Origin of the sequence: Enterococcus hermanniensis (assembly GCF_001885945.1) — a bacterium.
Lineage (GTDB): Bacteria > Bacillota > Bacilli > Lactobacillales > Enterococcaceae > Enterococcus_A > Enterococcus_A hermanniensis.
The window spans coordinates 1-16681 of the sequence record NZ_JXKQ01000007.1; the positions used below are offsets into that span (position 1 = coordinate 1).

A 16681-nucleotide genomic window follows, 5' to 3' on the forward strand; every position below is an offset into this window, starting at 1 on the left:
CTATATCATCCTCTCTGTGATAGGTGTCGTTAACCGAACTTTACTTTTTCGAAACGATTTAGATAATAAGTTTCGCCGTCTACGTCCACATAATTGCCAATGATGTCTTCATCATTTACATCCGGTACAGAACCATAATCCCCCACAGCCCATATGTTATACGTTTCCTCAGGTGTCTCAGCTTCAATTTCAATACTAACCTCTTGTTTTCTTTCCCAACTAATTTCAAAAGATGCCATGATATTCCTCCTTTGTATCGTCCGCTAACGTACTTCCTTTATGAAAACTGTCCAGCGTGTTTTGCTACGTTTATCACCAAATAAAGGCTTGTAATCAATGTAGGATAATACTTCTCTAAAACTAATTTGATCAGTATTCCATTTGAAAACTAGCGTTCCATTAGGTTTCAAAACTCTCATGCACTCATTGAATCCATCGTGAATCATTTTTGGCCAGTTTCCATCAAGCTTGCCGTATTTCTTAGCCAACCATGATTTTTCACCGGCATGGATCAAATGCGGTGGATCAAAAACGACTAAATCAAACTCATTATCTGAAAAGGGCATATCTGTAAAATCTGCCAAAACATCTGGATCAACATTGATTATATGCCCTGTATCTAATTCCTCGTAATATTGCCTTTTGTCCATGAACGTCGTGATTGGATTGTTCTTATCAAACCAAAACATTCGACTTCCACAACAGGCATCTAATACTTTTGCCAAGTGATTACTTCCTTCCTCCGTGATAGCGCCAGTTAATGTACTATCCAATAAACTTTTCTTTCTTGTATCCGACTTCCAGCAAGAACTCTTCTCGCTGATTCAACGCTGTACGATAACTCGTTTTCGATTTAATACTCTTAGCTACTTGCTTTGCTTTATCAATGCTGGTATAGCAGAACAGTTTTCTATCTTCGTCTGCTACGATTGCTGCAATACTGTCGTGATATATGCGATACATTGAATCACCTCGAATTTAATTTGATGCCATAGTTTCATCTTTGTACCAGCTTTTTTGTATTGCTATTCCACTCAAATAGTTCACAGGTTCTTAAATCTACGACAACAGCTACACCGTCTGCAATTGCAGAATAATGACGATTGTCCCATTGACGATATTTTTTAACTTCGCAATATCCATAACGCTGAATCAGCTCTTTAATCCTCTTTTTTTGCAATAACTATAAACGCCTCTTTTCTATTCGTGTACTTAAAAATTGGAGATAGTAATCTGATGAAGTCTGCTTATAGTCCACAGAATTATCAATGTACCACATGATATAACCACACATCATCAGACAAAAACGATGCTCAAGTTCGTCATTAGTACACTCGTTACGAACCATATCCCGCAGACGCTCATAATAAGAGCGCAATAACTCTTTTTCAATTTCGTCTTTTGCTGATCCGCCAAGCTTAGTGACGATCTCAAGAAATCGCATGTTCCATCCCCCGCTTCTTAATTTCTTCGGTCAGTATTACTAGTTCTTGCTCTGTGACACTATACTTTTCTGCAAAATAATCTAGCGAAGGGTGTCCACCCATCTTTTCAGCCCACCAGTAGTCAAATAGTTTTTTAGGCGTCCATTTGCTTTTAGAATTACGAGCTGAATTATTTTTGTTATAGTGTCCATCCAAAAAATGCTGGACCTTTTCTAACGAGTCTAGGCCTTTTGATTCCCATGATTTAAGAATCTTCTCAAGATATTTATAGCTGCGAGCATTGTTCTTTAGCATCTCGTCAATTGCAGCAATCACAATCTCGTCTTGCCCTCCAAAGTCATTGACCCAATGACCTAGAGACTGAACGATGAATGGTGCTTCTGCTGGGTTCACTTGATTGAGCCAATAACGTACAGCGCTCTCTTCTGAATTTTTAGTAATACTAGATACAGAAGCATTATTACTTTGTTTAGTTTTGTTTTGTTTAGTCTTGTTTATATAAGCTGAAGTATCTACTGAAGAAACTACTGAACTATTTACTGAAGTATCTACTGAACAATCTACTGTAGTATCTACAGGAATATTTCCAGTAGTAGCATTATCTGCAGGAGTCTTTACTGTAAAATTTCCAGTTATATCAGATAAGATATAAATTCCCGCTTTTGTTCTACCACGCTTTTTATATTGAAGGAGTCCGTTTTGGATTAACTGATTCCTGTTGTTAATCAATGTTTTCTCAGACGTTTTAGTCATTGATTGTAGCCTTGTATTTGAAATAGATAACTCCTTCTGCCAACCGCTCAGGTTTGCTACTCGCATAAGCTTGTACCAAAGCAACTGTGCCCCAGGCCCGATGTCATTAAACTCATTCAAATTTTCGAAAGCATTAATCTGTCTGATGTAGTCCAAAATCGTTCCTCCTTTCTATCAATTAATAAGAGGGAGGAGTTCTCCCTCACTAGTTTTTTAGAACGGTAGATCATCATCGCTGATGTTAATCCCGCCATTAGAAATACTTTTAGCTTCAGCAAATGGATCAGTACCAGGTAATGATTGTTGAAAAGTATTATTATTTGCAGTCTGTGTAGGCGTTCCTTGATTGCTTCTTTTTTGTCTTGTAAAAAATTCTTCTTTGGTTAAAAAGTTTTTTATATCAGTGCCGACTGATTGTTTTTCTTCCCCGTTTCGATCGATATAAGTCCCTGTTTTATCCTTCGCTTGAATAAACACTCGCTTGCCTTTTAAAAAGTCTAACGTTCCTTGGTTGTATCCATAATCAATTGGAGCAATTTGTTGGTTGTTATCTTCGACACTAGCTAATACTCTATTTAAATTAGCCTCAGACCATTCAAGCCCAAACGTAAGCCAGTAACTGCCCGTTTCTCCATTAGCTCCCTCTAGAGAAAATTCAAACATATCTTTTCCACTTTTAGCTTTTTTGTTGATTACATTTGAAATAACTGCATTGTGTACTCCTTCTGAAAAAAGTTTGAAATTATTTAAGTCGCTCATTTCGTTTCTGTTGTATTGCATATTAATTTCCTCCGTCTATTTTTTATTTTTTAGGGCTAGTTTCAAAATCAAAAAGTTCTTCAATTTTACAAATGATACGATCATCAATACGATTTTTGGCATACACGCTGTCGTTTCCTTCTAGGATCGCGCCACGGCCGCCTGTTTTTTGATTCACTTTAATACGTCCAACGACGTCAGTAAGACCTAATAGTTGATTTAAAACTTGATCTCTAATTTGGGGAACAAATTGAGTTATCTTTGTTCCATCTTCCATTTCTAAGTCTCTAGTCACTTCCCAAGCTGTCACATATATATTTATAGGCAGATCATAGATTGCAGTAATAATTCTCAAAAAATAATTAGTAAAGTCACCATAATGTTGTATCTCATTTCTGATACCATTTTTAGATGTTCTGCCACGTTCAACAAACCAATCCAGTTGAAAAGCTGTTATGTTGTCAAAAACGACTGTATCAAAGTCTTTTACCATTTTTGGTAGTTCTCTTAAAACATGAGTCATATCCTCTGTCGGATGCGTTCGATCGAATTTATAAACTTCAATATTTTCATGTTCAGCCAAAACTTTTCCTGAGCCGTCAAGATCGATCACAAGCACTTTTCCTTTTAGGTTTTTTACTGCGCTTGTTTTTCCTTGCCCTGGTTTTCCATATAATAGAACTCTCCAATTTTCAGTTCTATTTATTTGTGCAGCATTTGTGGTTTTAAGGACCATCTTATTCAGCCTCCTTAATAACAACTTTGTCATCTCGTGGAATTACTTTTATAGATTCGATAATTTCGCCATCAGGACTCACAACACTTCCATCTTCTAATACCGTCACTGATTTTTTAAGATCTGCTTTTTTAATTGACTCTTTTACTTCAATAAACTCAGTCAATCCCATTTCCTTTAGCTTTTCTACTGCATCATTTGTATACTCCCAAACGTCAGATTGTTTTCTGGTACTAACAGTCCCGTGAGGTGTTTTTACTTTTGCCTTTTTGTCACTTTTTCTAAGTTGGTATAAATAATCTGCCAATTTATGTCCAAAAAAATCAATACTGTCTTGGTTACTTTGAGTTTCTTTGTTCTCCCAATCAGCAATTCGTTCACGTTCTTTGTTAGCTAATTGATTGATTTCTTTGTTTGCTTGTTTTAGGGTACTAATCTTTCTAAAAGCCCAATCAGCACCTTCCAGACTATCTATTTTCCAAGTTTGGTTTTCTTCAAGCACTTTACTCTCTTTTAAATCTTCAATTTCATATTTTTCTAAAGCGTTCATTTAATCCCAACCTTCCATATTTGTTGGTTGATCATCTTCATGAGTATCTTTGCCCCAATCGGGATCTGTTTTGTAATCGTCTATTGCTTGTTCAAAACTCTTCATTGATAAAACCTCTTTCCTTCTGCTATAATGAGGTCAAATAGATTAACCTTTTGTGACTTACTTTTGCTTGCCGGCGAGTAAGTCTTTTTTTGTGCGCATTTCATATTCTTTTTCGTCATAAATCATTGTCGTCGGAACTAAAACACCCGCAGCAATGATACAAATAATCATTACTAATATTTTTAATGATTGGATTGAGCTTAATTGGAGCATTATAATTAAGCCAGCTACAAAAGTAATTCCTAGTCCTCTTACAATTTTGATATTTCTCATGCAATTTCTCCTACTTTCTCCATTTTTAAAAAGTCCTCAGGTTTAATTTTTTTTGTAAGCAATCTATTGTGTGACTCATAGTCAAGAAACAAATCATATAAATCAGTATCAATTCTTACTTCTTGGCTAGTAGGTCGTGTGTAGGCTCTACTAAAATAGTTAGTATTCTTTAACTTCATCATTCTTCTTTGATATGTTGACTCTGAATAACCATATTGTTTTTTAAAATCTGATTTGATTAATTTACTCATATCAATCATTCCTCTCTTTAAGGTCAGCGTTCTTAATTATTTCCCTTGAATTAAAGCTATATCGTTCACATACAGAATTGAATACCGCAATCTCAGATGAAATTTCATCTACTAATTCTAGTAACCAATCTTGAACTTCGATTCGCTCGTCCATCGTAATCTCTTCATTAGATATCGAGAGCAGATCCCATATTTCAAACTTTTTCTCTATCTCAATGCGTTCCATTTCTTCTTTGTCTTGACCAACCATCTTAGATAATGGGTGTCCATCTCTTCGCTTCCTGTTTAAAGGTTTGGGCGTGTAAAAGAGTGATGCGGCTGCTTCGAAATCTGTCTCTGGATTTTGAAGATAATCTGCGATTTCTACTACTTTTTCAATCCCCATTGTTCGACGACCATTTAACATGTGGCTCAAATTCTGTGCTGAATAATTAAGATGATCTGCCATAACTCGTTGGTTCAATGCTTGTCTGTCTACATCTTTCCTAAATATTGCTGCAATCTGTCTTTCTTTTGCTGAAACAACCATATTGTTCACTCCTTTGTATTCGTACATTAATTTTCATAGCCGTTTAAGAGCTATAAAATGTAATTATGAAACAAGTTGAGGGACACTTTCGAATTGCCATTTTGAATTGATGAAATCGAAAATATCTTGTGCTGTTTCATCATTCGATAAAAAACGGATTAGCATTTCATCGGTGCCGCCTGGTTCCATAAATATTGAACCTTCTATCCCAGGCTTGACGTCAAATTTTCTTTTAAGTGCTGGAACTAGCATTTCAATATATTGGTCTAAAAAGCCAGATGCTATTGTTGCTTTGATCGTTTGTGGTTTGTCTTTCATTTTGAAACCTCCTTCTTAGTTTCTATTTTAGAAACTTTGAGTATAAAAATTTTAGAAATAGGAATTCCAAGAATTTTTGCAACAACTGGTAATTCTTCTGGATTAAACTTATACTCGCCTGTTTCACGGCGATAGTATTTCGCTTTATCATTAAATCCCATTAAATCAGCCATTTTTCTAAAAGAATATCCTTTTTCTTTTCGCTTCTCTTTTATAAGTTTTAAGTTGACAGCATACATATTTATCCCTCCTAACGAGTTTCTTTTTTAGCAACTCTATATACATATAATACATTGCGATTTTAGATACGTCAATACATTTTTGTATCTTTTTTCGCTACTTTTTATATCTTTTTTCGCAACCATGATAAAATAGTTGTGAAAATAGAAACGAAAGGAGCTTCTAAATGGCAAAGAATGAACTAGCTAATAGAATTATCAATTTGAGAGAATCCAAAGACTGGACCCAGACTGAGTTAGGAAAAAAGATTGGTTTAGAAAAATCTACGATGAACAAAATTGAGAACGGGTCAAGAAAAGTCACAACAGATGAATTGCGGCAACTTGCTAAAGTATTCGGTGTTTCTACTGATTATCTATTAGGTAACACAAGTAAAAGAAACTACTATGACCTAACCGAAAAAGACGAAAATTCTATTCAGAAACAGCTCGAAGAAATGATTGGAGATTTATCCCAAGGTGGTCCTCTCTCCTTTTCTAAAGACGAATCTGAAATAGATCAAGAAACGAGAGAACTATTGATAGCTTCCCTCGAAAATTCATTGCGTATCGCTAAGATTGAAGCTAAAAAGAAATTCACTCCTAAAAAATATCGTGACGAGTAGGTGATCGTTATGGAATTACCGATTGTTGATAGCAAAATACACGATCTTATTTCAAATTATGAAACAAGAGATCCTTTTCATTTAGCTAAATCGCTTAACATAATCATCATCGAAGAGGATTTAGGAGAGATTTACGGATATTATAATCGAGCGAATCGCATAAAGATGATTCATATCAATAGTAAATTAGATGAGTTAAACAAACGAACTACCACAGCTCACGAGCTTGGGCATGCCGTTCTGCACCCCGATGAGAATACCCCTATGCTCTCAAAATCTACTATTGTTTCTGAATTAAAGATTGAAAAGGAAGCAAATTACTTTGCAACAAATTTGATTATTGATAAAGAAAAATATTTTGAAGAATGTAATTATGAAAATGCTCGCACTTATGGATTGTTGAATCATTATGGTTTACCAGAGCATTTCGCTCGTTATATCTAAATAATTTATTTTTAAGATGGGAGTTTTTTTAATGGAAATGGATCAATTCAAAGAATCATTAAAGAATTTAGGGAAACGTGTTGAAGAATTAAAAGATAGTATTGGTACTGAGGAAGCGACAAAAACATCCTTAATAATGCCATTTTTTGCCGCTCTAGGATATGACCTTTTTAATCCAACAGAATTTGTTCCAGAATTTACTGCAGATGTTGGAATAAAAAAAGGCGAAAAGGTTGATTATGCTATTGTCCTTGATGGCAAGCCTACTATTTTAATTGAAGCGAAATCAATAAATGAAATTTTAACTAAACATGATTCTCAACTTTTCAGATATTTTGGGACGACTGAATCAAAATTCGGTATTTTAACCAATGGTCAAGAGTATAAGTTTTTTACTGACTTAGATGAACCTAATAAAATGGACTTAAAGCCTTTCTTAACCATTGACATTACAAAGATTAAAGACAATCAAACTCCGGAGTTAGCTAAATTCCACAAAGAAAATTTTGATGTGGACAAAATTACTAGTTCTGCTGCAGAGTTGAAATATCTTGGTGCATTAAAAGAGTATTTAAATGCTGAATTGGATAACCCAAGTGATGGCTTTATTAAGTTTTTATTGAATGAAATATATGATGGAATGAAAACAAAACAAATAATTGATAAATTTAAACCGATTATCAAGAAAGGTGTAAACCAATTTATTTCAGAACGAGTGAACGATAAATTGAGTGCAGCTCTAAAATCATCCGTTTCAACTGAAGATCAAGAACCGATTGGATCTGAGGAAGATATTTCACAATGTGAAAATGAAATTGTAACAACTCCGGAAGAAATGGAAGCTTATACAATTACTAAAGTCGCTCTAAAAGATACAATTCCATTAGATCGATTATTCTACAGAGACAATAGAAGTTACTTTAATATTCTTTTAGATGATAACATCAGAAAATGGATTTTACGGGTTCGCTTTAACACTTCGGGGATGAAGATTGAGCTAAACGATGATCACCACACGACATATGAATTAAATGAACCTATGGATATCTATAAATACACCAAAGAAATCATCTCAGTTGTCGAAAAATTCTTATAAACATACGGAGGAATAAAAATGAATACTATTGGTCCTATTCTTCTTATCGTAAGTTTCTTAGGTATGATAATTACTGCGATCATTGTTAATAGAAAAAGAAAAAAACAGCAAGATTACACGCTAACCAGACGAATACTTATTATGTTTACAGCAATACTAATTCTAACTGTAATATTTGCGAAACTAACAGACACAAAAGATTCTGCAAAATCATCCAGTGTAGAAAGTAGTTCTACTATTAAAGAGACATCTGAAAGTGAGCAAATTTCAAGCAGTAGCACTGAAACTTCAACTGAAGAGTCTGGTTCTACTATTGAATCAAGCTCTTCAAGTGAATCAGATTCGATTAATACGCAGATCGCTGCCTATCTCGAACAAAATAAAGGATTTGCAAATGGTACATTAGATGAAAATGGAAATCCTACGGAAAATGGCACGCCTAATCCTGTGTTTAATTGGGCTTTAACTATTAGTGAAATAGATTACGAAGAAAACCTTCTTAAAGTAAATGTGAACGATAATTTCCTAACGCTTAGCCAAACTGATGCTAGCTCAGCTATTCTTTCTGCTCAGAACGCTGCTGTTTCGATTGTAAGCGAAAGCGAAAATTGGGATATGGATAAAGCCAGCGATGGAATTTTTACCCAAATTTACTATAACGGTAATGTAATTGGCAGATCAAAAATGACTGACGTTAAAGAATTTAAGTGGAAATAATTGGTTTGACGCTAAGAAAAAAGACTTACTGGGGTTGTAAAAAAGCTCTACCCTACTGGCGACTCTGGGACAATTAGATAGAAAATACCAAGCTGAAAACACGGATAAAAGATTTTATCTTTAAGGTCTTCCATCCATGTTTATCAAAGAAATGAGGTTATAAAATGAAAATGATGACTCTTTGTATCAAATGTTATTCATCATTCAACATTGAAATTGATAATGAATTTTTTGAAGGAAAACAAATTACATGCCCTCACGGACACAACTATTACTATTTTCCAGAAAGTCCAAAATATCCTTTTTTATTTCAGTTATCAATTAGAGCCTTTAGAAATGGTTACTACTCAGAAGCCTTCCAAGCTCTATACTCAGGCTTTGAATCTTTCAAGGAAGAGTATGTCGGCATTCATTATTACTCTCAATCCAAAAATATTGATAAAGTTACCGCGTTGATGAAACGAATAAATCGCTCGGAAAAAATCGACGGAGCTTTTACCCTCTCTTATGCGGAAGATTTTGGAGAGCTTCCAAAAAAAATGCCTAACAATTTAATCGAAAAGCGAAACAAGATTATTCACTCTGGGGATTTCCCGACTAAAGAAATTATTACAAAAATGGGGAATTGGATATTCTCATTTGTTCTTACAGTTCACGAAAAATTTAATAAAAATCGCGTTGAAAATTTCGATACATCTAGCCTTGTGTATACTTCCGAAAAGACAACAAAAAAGATTGCTGATAAAGGATTCAATATCAATAATATAGATAAAGATTTCAACGTTAACTACGTGAGACAAAGTTTGGCAATAACTGCAATATCTCCAAATATTATTTTAAACGACACCATTGATAACCCTTATGAATATTTTGTTTCTGATCCACTATATTCCAGTGCGTTTGATCAAGTTTATACAAATCAAGAATTCGCATAAACAAAATACACGTTGTTTTCTTCAACAATATCAGGTGATTCAGATTCATCAGATCCATCGTCATAGATATTTACAAAAATCATTTTTTTGTTTTGATCTAACATTTCTAGTTTTTCAATTAATTCCTTAACAGTCATTGTTATCCCCCCCTAATTGGATGACTTTTTCTCAATCCAATTATAACACCAAAAAAGAGATTAGCCTTCGGGCTTTTCTTTTTAACTATTAAACGAACGTACGTTTGTATAAATCAACTGAGTTTTATATTCAAATAAATATTTTTATTATCAAATTAGCAATAATACTAGCTATTTTGTATCCGGCAAATAAATACATATACAAGGTGGTTTTATTTATGTGGATTGAAGAAGTAACAAATCCTAAAGGAAAAAGAGTTTATAAATATAATGAACGCTATTTTGACCCAAAAACAAATCGAAGAAAAAAAGTATCAGTGACAATGCCTAATAAAGCACGTGATACCAAAAAAGAAGCTCAAAAGCTGCTAGACAGCAAGATTGATCTACGACTCAATCAAAAGACTTTAAAAAAACCTACTCTCACCTTTCACGATTTGATAGATGAATGGTTACCTTATTATCAAAAACAAGTCAAAGAAGCTACATACTATGCAACTAAGTATACATTTAATACCCTAAAGAATTATATCCCCGATACTTGGATAGTTTCATCGATAACAGCTTCTGATTTAGTTGACGTTTTAGAAAAAATTCTTTATTCAAATGACTTATCTAATAATTACATATCGACAATGAAAGGAAAAATGAACAAATTATTTACCTATGCTGTAAAACGTCAATATATTGATGCTAATCCAATTGCGGGCGTTGTAATTGAGCGAAAACTTGATAATAGAAGTGGAAAAATCAAAGATAAATTTTTGGAAGATGATGAATATAGTCGTTTGATAGACTATGTGGCTCCTAGAAATAAAAGATACGCACTATTATTTCAGTGGTTGTATTACACTGGTATGCGTCCTGGCGAAGCCTTAGCGTTGAATAAGACGGATGTTTCTAAGACTTCTGATGGCAGTTTTCACGTTAATATTACTGGTACTATGATGGATAGACGTAGAGTTAAAGATATGAAAAAATCTGATTCTACTAAAAGTAGTGCTGGAATGCGGGAAATAGATTTACCTAAAATGGCAATTGAGGTTTACCATGAACTTTTAGAAATAAGTCCTACAGGCCATTTTCTATTTCAAACATCGAGAGGTACACCTCTGCAAAATTCTGGATTAAACACTTATCTAAGAAATCATAAACAAAAAATGAAAATAGATAAGCCTTTGAGTTTACATATTTTTAGACATACTCATATTTCCAAGTTAGCAGAATTAGGTGTTCCATTATATGTTATTCAAGATCGTGTCGGGCATGAGCATAGTGATATTACTGAAAAGATTTATACGCACGTTACGAAGAATTCAAAACAACGATTAAAAGAGAATTTAGAAAAATTGTAGCACCTTGCCCCTTTTCTGCCCCTTTTCAAAAATATTTAGCAATTTTTTCTATCGATATCTTTTCTTTCGATAACAATATTAAAAAAAGAGTCCTTATCATATAAGGACTCAAACGTTTTAAAAAACAAATTACAGCAAAATCATTTCTTAAATTAAAAAATCTTTCCGGTTCTTACGGCATAAATAGTTAAAGAAATCAGAATGAACAACGCCAACATTTCCAATAGAAAGTCAGTAGATTTTACCTCATTTTTCGAAGTGTTCTTTTCTTGTTTCATTGTGCTATTCGAGCCCTCCTCACTTTTACAATGTAAGGATAACAAACGATTGGTATAGCAAGTTAATATTTTTTTATTAATTTGATTAGAATTTAATTACCATCATCTAATCTAACCGTGTGGAGTTTCATCCTGTACTAATGCTATTTGTTGTTAAATATGCTTGAATAGAAACAGCGTTTTTTTTGCTATTTTTACTGTTAAATTTCTTACAACAGTGCATATGAATGAGGGGGAACCTATGGAACAACAGCAAAAAGATACTCACCACACAAAAGAGATGAGTCTATTAGGCTTGAGCATGATCGTCATCGGATCGATGCTTGGTGGTGGTGTTTTCAATTTACCGAGTAGTATCTCACAATCAGCTGGTGTGATTGCCTCACTGATTGCTTGGTTTATTACTGGTACTGGCGTTTTCTTTATTGCCAAAGTATTTCAAACATTATCAAAAGAAGAACCCGATATTATTGGCGGCATTTATTATTATGCTAAAGACGGATTTGGTGATTATGTTGGTTTTAACTCAGCTTGGGGTTACTGGTTAAGCAATATTATCGGAAATGTCTCGTTTGTCATTTTATTTTTAGATGCATTGAGCAAATTTATTCCGCAAATTGGTGGTTCTGGTGGGCGAATTGGTCTATTCCTCGGAACATTTATGATTTGGGGTGTCATCTTTTTAGTTGCTCGGGGCATTCGAACAGCTAGCCTTTTAAATACAATTGCAACAGGTGCCAAAGTTATCCCTATTTTAATGGCTATTTTTCTTTTATTTATTCATTTTAAATACCATATCTTTTCATTAGATGTCTTTGCAAAAAATATTGAAGCCAATGGACAACATCTAGGTAGCATTCCGACACAAGTTCGCCATGCGATGTTACAGACGATGTGGGTATTCGTAGGAATCGAAGGTGCGGTCGTTTTATCGGGTCGGGCAAAACGTGCGCGTGATGTTGGACGTGCTACACTGATTGGTTATACGCTCACACTGGCTATTTACGTTTTAATCGTTATGCTAAGCTTTGGTTCATTACCGCAAGAACAACTAGCCAATTTATCTAGTCCTTCTTTAGGTGGTGTACTGCAAGCCTCTACGGGTAAATGGGCTGCAAATATGATTAATATTGGGGTCATTATATCTGTCCTAGGGGCTTGGATTTCATGGACGATCTTAGCTGCAGAGATTTCTTTCGATGCCGCTCAAGACAAGATGTTTCCAGCTTTTCTTGGCAAAGCAAATAAACAAAATGCCCCTGTAAATGCCTTAATCGTGAATGGCGTTATCATGCAGATCGTCTTTTTGATTTCACGTTGGGCGATGGATGCGTTTGAAGCTGTCACAAATACAGCTACGACGATGGTTTTAGTACCCTACGTTTTATCTGCGGCCTTCTTATGGCAAGTAGCTCGGACTAAACAACATAAGGGGCAACAATTTTTAGCTTTCGGCGGAATCCTCTATGGTATCTATATGCTTTATTCATCTGGTGCCTTGAATCTTTTATACTGCATCGGAATTTATGCATTAAGTTTTGTCTTTTGGTTATGGAACAGCCATACGTATCAACGCCCTGTTTTCAATACTAAACGTGATAAAATATTATTCATTGTTATCACCGGTCTAGGAATTTTGAGCTTGATTATTTTTCTTTTCAATTGAATTAATAAAAAAGACCACTAGCACTTATCACGCTAGTGGTCTTTTTTATAATTGATTATACGGAATAAATGCTGGATACTTACCTTGTGGTTCGCTTAAAAATTTTTGCAACCACAGGACATCATGCCATTGGTCAAATTTATAACCGATTTTAGGAAATCGTGCCACTTGTTGATAGCCCAATTTCTCATGGAAATGGATACTTCCATCATTTCCACCGGTGATGCAGGCAGTTAAAATCGCGACATTTTGTTTTTTCAGTGCTTGCTCTAGTGCTTGATACAAGCATTTTCCTGCACCATTTCCCCGTTTATTTTGATTTACATACACACTGACTTCTACAGCCCAGTCGTAAGCAGCACGATCTTTATAGGCGTGAGCATACGCATAGCCCAAAATTTCAGCATTTTTTTCTGCTACAAAATAAGGGTATTTTTCTTGAATCTCAAGTATCCGCTGAGAAAATTCTTCTTTGCTGGGTACTTCATAATCAAAAGTAATTGTTGTTTCTTTTACATAAGGTGCATAAATTGTTACTAATTCTTGCGCGTCCGCAGTCGTTGCTTCCCGAATGGTTATCATCTAACCCCTCCTTATTTTTATCATCCTACCATTTTAATTGATTGAAAAAAAGCTTATTTTTCTACTAAGCCAAAAGTCATACCAATAATCAAAATGACTAAAACAATCAGAGTAATGATGACATACAAATAATCTTTCTCTTTTGCAAAAGCAACTATGGAGACCACGACTCGCAACACTGGGGTCAAAATCAAACAAAATAGTCCTAACATAATAAATGCTTCGCCATTCAATTTGAGTACACCTTGGAAAATCAACCACAAATCAGTTGGTACTTGATCATTGGCGGGTTGGAAAAAAAGTAATAGCATACCGATTACGATGATCCCTGCCGAAACAACCACACCAATACGTAAAATATAGCCGATCGATCGCTCTATTTTTAGCATCTCTTCTTTATTTTCCATTAAATCATCACCCCAAATCCACGAAGAACCATTTGAATTCCCATAAATAGTAAAATTGGAATAAAAATCATTCGTATCACTATTGGTTTTAATCGTTGCATGATCCTAGAACCCATCGTCGCTCCGGCTAATACGCCTAAAGCAAGTGGCGCTGCGATTTGAGGTAAAATAGCACCGCTAAAAAAGTAAACGGTCGCTGAAGCTGCTGCTGTAACCCCCATCATCAAATTACTAGTTGCACTTGAGGGTTTCAACGGCATTTTCATGATCGTGTCCATTGCGGTCACTTTGAATACCCCACTTCCGATTCCTAATAATCCTGAAGCAATTCCTGCTCCAAACATCATTGCAAATCCGCCCGGAACTTTTTCGACTTGGTAATCGATCTGCTTATCTAAAACCTTATCATAATATGAACCATTCAATTTCAATTTTTCGGCTAAAGAATCCTCAGCAGCTTTGGTACTATTTTTCTCAGCTTTTCCTCGTAATTTTTGAACCATATTCACCACGGAAAATAAAAGAAAACCACCGAATAAAATAAATAAAAACCCCGTTGGAACAACTCCTGATAACAAAGCCCCAACGATTGCCCCAATCGTAGTTGCAATCTCCAGAAACATCGCAACACGTAAATTCAACATGTCATCTTTTAAATAAGCGATCGTTGCACCTGAGCTCGTTGCGATCACACAGACAATACTAGCTGCGATCGCATACTTTATGTCTAACCCCATCACTAAGGTTAAAAAAGGTGTTAAAATAATTCCCCCACCGATTCCCAAAATCGAACCCAATATCCCAGCTAATATGCCGGTCACAAGTAATAACACTATCTGACTAAGCATAACTTCCCGCCTTTCTTGTAGCTATTATAACGCAAGTTACTAAAGAATCAGCTAGTAATTACCTTAGTTGTTCCTTCCAGAATGAACTCACAAATTCAATTGTTCATGTAATAATTTTTTCACACGGTCCAATTCATCTTGTGGAACCCTTTGGTAAGAAATTCCTTCCTCTCCTGTATAACCATCGCCCGTAAAGCCTTCGCCTTGAAGTTGTTCGCTATCGATTTGTTTAAGCGCCGAGCGATAACTTTTCAGAATCTGCTGCATTTGATCGAATGTTAAATCTGTCTTTCCATTCTCGCCGATGCTGTCTAAGATTTTTTGATAATTGAAGAGACTTTTAGGAGACAAAATTTTGTCTACCAATAATTCGATTACTTCTCTTTGTCGTCCTTGTCTACCATAATCTCCCGTAGGGTCTTCGTAACGCATTCTAGAATATTGAAGAGCTTCCCAACCATTCAAGTGCTGTTTTCCTTTAGGATAATTGATTCCTTCTGCAGAAAAAGCAAAATCATTATCCACCGTCACTCCACCGACTGCATCGACTAACGTTTCTAACCCGTCCATGTTTACAGAGACATAATGATGCAGTGGTATGTCTAGCATATTTTCTACTGAATCCATGATCATTTCTGGTCCACCGATTGAATGGGCATGATTTATTTTATCTTCATAATCAGCACCGACGATTTCGGTATATGAATCTCGCGGAATGCTCGTCAATGTTGTCTTTTTCGTTTCATTGTTTAGTGTTGCGACCATAATCGTGTTTGCACGATAATCGGTTTGGCGTTTAGAATCATTGGCTATCCCAAGAATCAAAATACTCATTGGCTCTGAAGCCTCGGGCGCTTTAGTTTTTCTCGTGCCTTCAATCGGTGCGTACATAGAATCAGCCATTTTTTGAGAGCTATGATGAAGCTTTAAGGCAAATACACTGATTCCTGAAACGAAAGTCAGTAATAACACCAAACTGCCTAAGAGTATTTTTTGCCAAGTTGAAAAGATCGAGGTACGACTTCTCCTTGAATCACTCGGAAAAGAAAGCAAATAGCGATAAAACAAAGCGGCTGTTCCTAGAGTCACTCCTACAGCTAAGAATATTCCGGCTAAAACATCACTAATATAATGGACGCCTAAATAAATTCTCCCGCCCATAATCAATAGCGCAAATAAACCTAAGCCTAATTTCAACCCTTTTGACACTCTCTTTTCTAGGAAAACAGCAATAACTAAAAATGAACAAATCAACGTTGTAACCAACAGGGAGTGACCACTAGGGAAACTGTAAGAATTTCGCGTAATATATTGAAGTTGCTCCGGTCTAGTACGTTGAATCAAATGTTTTAAGACATAGCCCACTGCGCTTACAAAAAATAGATTTAGAAACCCCCAAATAATCAATCGATTTTGTTTTATCTTTAACAAATATAGTGAATACAAACTAAATAATACTAAAATCGGTCCAATTGTTGCTATTTTGGCAACCCATCCTACTACAGTAGTAACAACGGATATATTTGGGATACGATGATTTATAAAAAAATGATCCATCCCTTGCAACCAATGTGCATCGATCGTAACAGCGATACTAAGACCTAGTAATGCTATCAGTGCTACGCTACTAGTTAAAAAATATTTTTTTCGCAT

At 35.1% G+C, this 16681-nt stretch carries 25 protein-coding genes; 7 read left to right on the top strand and 18 right to left on the bottom strand.

Annotated elements, in window-relative coordinates:
• Positions 1–29: 29 nt before the first annotated feature.
• The 13 genes from RV04_RS08770 to RV04_RS08835 form a co-directional block, all read right to left on the bottom strand.
• Entirely contained in the window at positions 30–239 is a 210-nt protein-coding gene (locus RV04_RS08770) for a hypothetical protein (RefSeq protein WP_071858086.1), read from the bottom strand.
• Between the two features lie 24 nt (positions 240–263).
• Positions 264–725: a methyltransferase domain-containing protein gene (locus tag RV04_RS08775; protein WP_084405596.1), complete on the bottom strand. Its 462-nt coding sequence runs from the start codon at positions 723–725 to the stop codon at positions 264–266.
• A 40-nt stretch (positions 726–765) separates the two neighbouring features.
• Positions 766–963, bottom strand: a complete 198-nt coding sequence (locus tag RV04_RS08780) for a hypothetical protein (RefSeq protein WP_071858087.1) — start codon at positions 961–963, stop codon at positions 766–768.
• 220 nt (positions 964–1183) lie between these two features.
• Positions 1184–1444, bottom strand: a complete 261-nt coding sequence (locus tag RV04_RS08790) for a hypothetical protein (protein ID WP_071858089.1) — start codon at positions 1442–1444, stop codon at positions 1184–1186.
• A complete protein-coding gene (locus RV04_RS08795) occupies positions 1431–2354 on the bottom strand; it encodes a DnaD domain-containing protein (protein ID WP_071858090.1) in 924 nt (307 codons plus the stop codon). The genes RV04_RS08790 and RV04_RS08795 overlap by 14 nt, the downstream gene beginning before the upstream one ends.
• A gap of 57 nt (positions 2355–2411) precedes the next feature.
• Complete coding sequence (locus RV04_RS08800) at positions 2412–2978, bottom strand: single stranded DNA-binding domain-containing protein (protein WP_071858091.1); 567 nt, start codon at positions 2976–2978, stop codon at positions 2412–2414.
• A 22-nt stretch (positions 2979–3000) separates the two neighbouring features.
• Positions 3001–3693, bottom strand: a complete 693-nt coding sequence (locus tag RV04_RS08805) for an AAA family ATPase (RefSeq protein ID WP_071858092.1) — start codon at positions 3691–3693, stop codon at positions 3001–3003.
• A 1-nt stretch (position 3694) separates the two neighbouring features.
• Positions 3695–4243, bottom strand: coding sequence for a host-nuclease inhibitor Gam family protein (locus RV04_RS08810; protein WP_071858093.1), 549 nt, complete (start codon positions 4241–4243; stop codon positions 3695–3697).
• A 162-nt stretch (positions 4244–4405) separates the two neighbouring features.
• The gene (locus tag RV04_RS08815) at positions 4406–4621 is read right to left on the bottom strand and encodes a hypothetical protein (protein ID WP_071858094.1); all 216 of its coding nucleotides are present in this window, start codon (positions 4619–4621) and stop codon (positions 4406–4408) included.
• Positions 4618–4872, bottom strand: coding sequence for a hypothetical protein (locus RV04_RS08820; RefSeq protein WP_071858095.1), 255 nt, complete (start codon positions 4870–4872; stop codon positions 4618–4620). The genes RV04_RS08815 and RV04_RS08820 overlap by 4 nt, the downstream gene beginning before the upstream one ends.
• Before the next feature lies 1 nt (position 4873).
• The gene (locus RV04_RS08825) at positions 4874–5401 is read right to left on the bottom strand and encodes a helix-turn-helix domain-containing protein (RefSeq protein WP_071858096.1); all 528 of its coding nucleotides are present in this window, start codon (positions 5399–5401) and stop codon (positions 4874–4876) included.
• A gap of 63 nt (positions 5402–5464) precedes the next feature.
• On the bottom strand, positions 5465–5719 hold the full coding sequence (locus RV04_RS08830) for a hypothetical protein (protein WP_071858097.1): 255 nt from the start codon (positions 5717–5719) through the stop codon (positions 5465–5467).
• Entirely contained in the window at positions 5716–5958 is a 243-nt protein-coding gene (locus tag RV04_RS08835) for a helix-turn-helix domain-containing protein (RefSeq protein WP_071858098.1), read from the bottom strand. The genes RV04_RS08830 and RV04_RS08835 overlap by 4 nt, the downstream gene beginning before the upstream one ends.
• A gap of 167 nt (positions 5959–6125) precedes the next feature.
• On the opposite strand from RV04_RS08835, the gene RV04_RS08840 reads away from it, so the two are divergent.
• The 5 genes from RV04_RS08840 (at position 6126) to RV04_RS08860 (ending at position 9755) form a co-directional block, all read left to right on the top strand.
• Positions 6126–6563, top strand: a complete 438-nt coding sequence (locus tag RV04_RS08840) for a helix-turn-helix domain-containing protein (RefSeq protein WP_071858099.1) — start codon at positions 6126–6128, stop codon at positions 6561–6563.
• 9 nt (positions 6564–6572) lie between these two features.
• Positions 6573–7007, top strand: coding sequence for an ImmA/IrrE family metallo-endopeptidase (locus RV04_RS08845; protein WP_071858100.1), 435 nt, complete (start codon positions 6573–6575; stop codon positions 7005–7007).
• Positions 7008–7038: 31 nt separating this feature from the next.
• A complete protein-coding gene (locus tag RV04_RS08850; protein WP_071858101.1) occupies positions 7039–8103 on the top strand; it encodes a type I restriction endonuclease in 1065 nt (354 codons plus the stop codon).
• Positions 8104–8121: 18 nt separating this feature from the next.
• Positions 8122–8820: a hypothetical protein gene (locus RV04_RS08855; RefSeq protein ID WP_071858102.1), complete on the top strand. Its 699-nt coding sequence runs from the start codon at positions 8122–8124 to the stop codon at positions 8818–8820.
• 164 nt (positions 8821–8984) lie between these two features.
• On the top strand, positions 8985–9755 hold the full coding sequence (locus RV04_RS08860) for a hypothetical protein (protein WP_071858103.1): 771 nt from the start codon (positions 8985–8987) through the stop codon (positions 9753–9755).
• On the opposite strand, the gene RV04_RS13230 is transcribed toward RV04_RS08860, so the two are convergent.
• The gene (locus tag RV04_RS13230; protein WP_169818200.1) at positions 9740–9892 is read right to left on the bottom strand and encodes a hypothetical protein; all 153 of its coding nucleotides are present in this window, start codon (positions 9890–9892) and stop codon (positions 9740–9742) included. The genes RV04_RS08860 and RV04_RS13230 overlap by 16 nt on opposite strands.
• A gap of 218 nt (positions 9893–10110) precedes the next feature.
• Here RV04_RS13230 and RV04_RS08865 point away from each other — a divergent pair, with 218 nt between their 5' ends.
• Both RV04_RS08865 and RV04_RS08870 read left to right on the top strand, forming a co-directional pair.
• Positions 10111–11247 carry a tyrosine-type recombinase/integrase gene (locus RV04_RS08865; protein WP_071858104.1) on the top strand — a complete coding sequence of 379 codons (1137 nt, stop codon included), beginning with the start codon at positions 10111–10113 and terminating at the stop codon, positions 11245–11247.
• Positions 11248–11766: 519 nt separating this feature from the next.
• Positions 11767–13191: a basic amino acid/polyamine antiporter gene (locus RV04_RS08870; RefSeq protein WP_071858105.1), complete on the top strand. Its 1425-nt coding sequence runs from the start codon at positions 11767–11769 to the stop codon at positions 13189–13191.
• A gap of 45 nt (positions 13192–13236) precedes the next feature.
• Here RV04_RS08870 and RV04_RS08875 read toward each other — a convergent pair whose 3' ends face one another.
• The 4 genes from RV04_RS08875 to RV04_RS08890 all read right to left on the bottom strand — a co-directional run bounded on the left by RV04_RS08875 (position 13237) and on the right by RV04_RS08890 (position 16681).
• Complete coding sequence (locus RV04_RS08875; protein WP_084405590.1) at positions 13237–13773, bottom strand: GNAT family N-acetyltransferase; 537 nt, start codon at positions 13771–13773, stop codon at positions 13237–13239.
• A 53-nt stretch (positions 13774–13826) separates the two neighbouring features.
• Positions 13827–14180, bottom strand: coding sequence for a DUF1634 domain-containing protein (locus tag RV04_RS08880; protein WP_071858106.1), 354 nt, complete (start codon positions 14178–14180; stop codon positions 13827–13829).
• Positions 14180–15028, bottom strand: coding sequence for a sulfite exporter TauE/SafE family protein (locus RV04_RS08885; RefSeq protein WP_071858107.1), 849 nt, complete (start codon positions 15026–15028; stop codon positions 14180–14182). Before RV04_RS08885 ends, RV04_RS08880 begins: the two co-directional genes overlap by 1 nt.
• A gap of 87 nt (positions 15029–15115) precedes the next feature.
• Positions 15116–16681 carry a phosphatase PAP2/LCP family protein gene (locus tag RV04_RS08890; protein WP_071858108.1) on the bottom strand — a complete coding sequence of 522 codons (1566 nt, stop codon included), beginning with the start codon at positions 16679–16681 and terminating at the stop codon, positions 15116–15118.

Excerpts from the sequence above, each read along its gene's own strand:
- RV04_RS08770 (WP_071858086.1), bottom strand. The coding sequence starts at position 239 with ATGGCATCTTTTGAAATTAGTTGGGAAAGAAAACAAGAGGTTAGTATT.
- RV04_RS08780 (WP_071858087.1), bottom strand. The coding sequence starts at position 963 with ATGTATCGCATATATCACGACAGTATTGCAGCAATCGTAGCAGACGAA.
- RV04_RS08790 (WP_071858089.1), bottom strand. The coding sequence starts at position 1,444 with ATGCGATTTCTTGAGATCGTCACTAAGCTTGGCGGATCAGCAAAAGAC.
- RV04_RS08800 (WP_071858091.1), bottom strand. The coding sequence starts at position 2,978 with ATGCAATACAACAGAAACGAAATGAGCGACTTAAATAATTTCAAACTT.
- RV04_RS08805 (WP_071858092.1), bottom strand. The coding sequence starts at position 3,693 with ATGGTCCTTAAAACCACAAATGCTGCACAAATAAATAGAACTGAAAAT.
- RV04_RS08810 (WP_071858093.1), bottom strand. The coding sequence starts at position 4,243 with ATGAACGCTTTAGAAAAATATGAAATTGAAGATTTAAAAGAGAGTAAA.
- RV04_RS08815 (WP_071858094.1), bottom strand. The coding sequence starts at position 4,621 with ATGAGAAATATCAAAATTGTAAGAGGACTAGGAATTACTTTTGTAGCT.
- RV04_RS08820 (WP_071858095.1), bottom strand. The coding sequence starts at position 4,872 with ATGAGTAAATTAATCAAATCAGATTTTAAAAAACAATATGGTTATTCA.
- RV04_RS08825 (WP_071858096.1), bottom strand. The coding sequence starts at position 5,401 with ATGGTTGTTTCAGCAAAAGAAAGACAGATTGCAGCAATATTTAGGAAA.
- RV04_RS08830 (WP_071858097.1), bottom strand. The coding sequence starts at position 5,719 with ATGAAAGACAAACCACAAACGATCAAAGCAACAATAGCATCTGGCTTT.
- RV04_RS08835 (WP_071858098.1), bottom strand. The coding sequence starts at position 5,958 with ATGTATGCTGTCAACTTAAAACTTATAAAAGAGAAGCGAAAAGAAAAA.
- RV04_RS08840 (WP_071858099.1), top strand. The coding sequence starts at position 6,126 with ATGGCAAAGAATGAACTAGCTAATAGAATTATCAATTTGAGAGAATCC.
- RV04_RS08845 (WP_071858100.1), top strand. The coding sequence starts at position 6,573 with ATGGAATTACCGATTGTTGATAGCAAAATACACGATCTTATTTCAAAT.
- RV04_RS08850 (WP_071858101.1), top strand. The coding sequence starts at position 7,039 with ATGGAAATGGATCAATTCAAAGAATCATTAAAGAATTTAGGGAAACGT.
- RV04_RS08855 (WP_071858102.1), top strand. The coding sequence starts at position 8,122 with ATGAATACTATTGGTCCTATTCTTCTTATCGTAAGTTTCTTAGGTATG.
- RV04_RS08860 (WP_071858103.1), top strand. The coding sequence starts at position 8,985 with ATGAAAATGATGACTCTTTGTATCAAATGTTATTCATCATTCAACATT.
- RV04_RS13230 (WP_169818200.1), bottom strand. The coding sequence starts at position 9,892 with ATGACTGTTAAGGAATTAATTGAAAAACTAGAAATGTTAGATCAAAAC.
- RV04_RS08865 (WP_071858104.1), top strand. The coding sequence starts at position 10,111 with ATGTGGATTGAAGAAGTAACAAATCCTAAAGGAAAAAGAGTTTATAAA.
- RV04_RS08870 (WP_071858105.1), top strand. The coding sequence starts at position 11,767 with ATGGAACAACAGCAAAAAGATACTCACCACACAAAAGAGATGAGTCTA.
- RV04_RS08875 (WP_084405590.1), bottom strand. The coding sequence starts at position 13,773 with ATGATAACCATTCGGGAAGCAACGACTGCGGACGCGCAAGAATTAGTA.
- RV04_RS08880 (WP_071858106.1), bottom strand. The coding sequence starts at position 14,180 with ATGGAAAATAAAGAAGAGATGCTAAAAATAGAGCGATCGATCGGCTAT.
- RV04_RS08885 (WP_071858107.1), bottom strand. The coding sequence starts at position 15,028 with ATGCTTAGTCAGATAGTGTTATTACTTGTGACCGGCATATTAGCTGGG.
- RV04_RS08890 (WP_071858108.1), bottom strand. The coding sequence starts at position 16,681 with ATGCGAAAAAAATATTTTTTAACTAGTAGCGTAGCACTGATAGCATTA.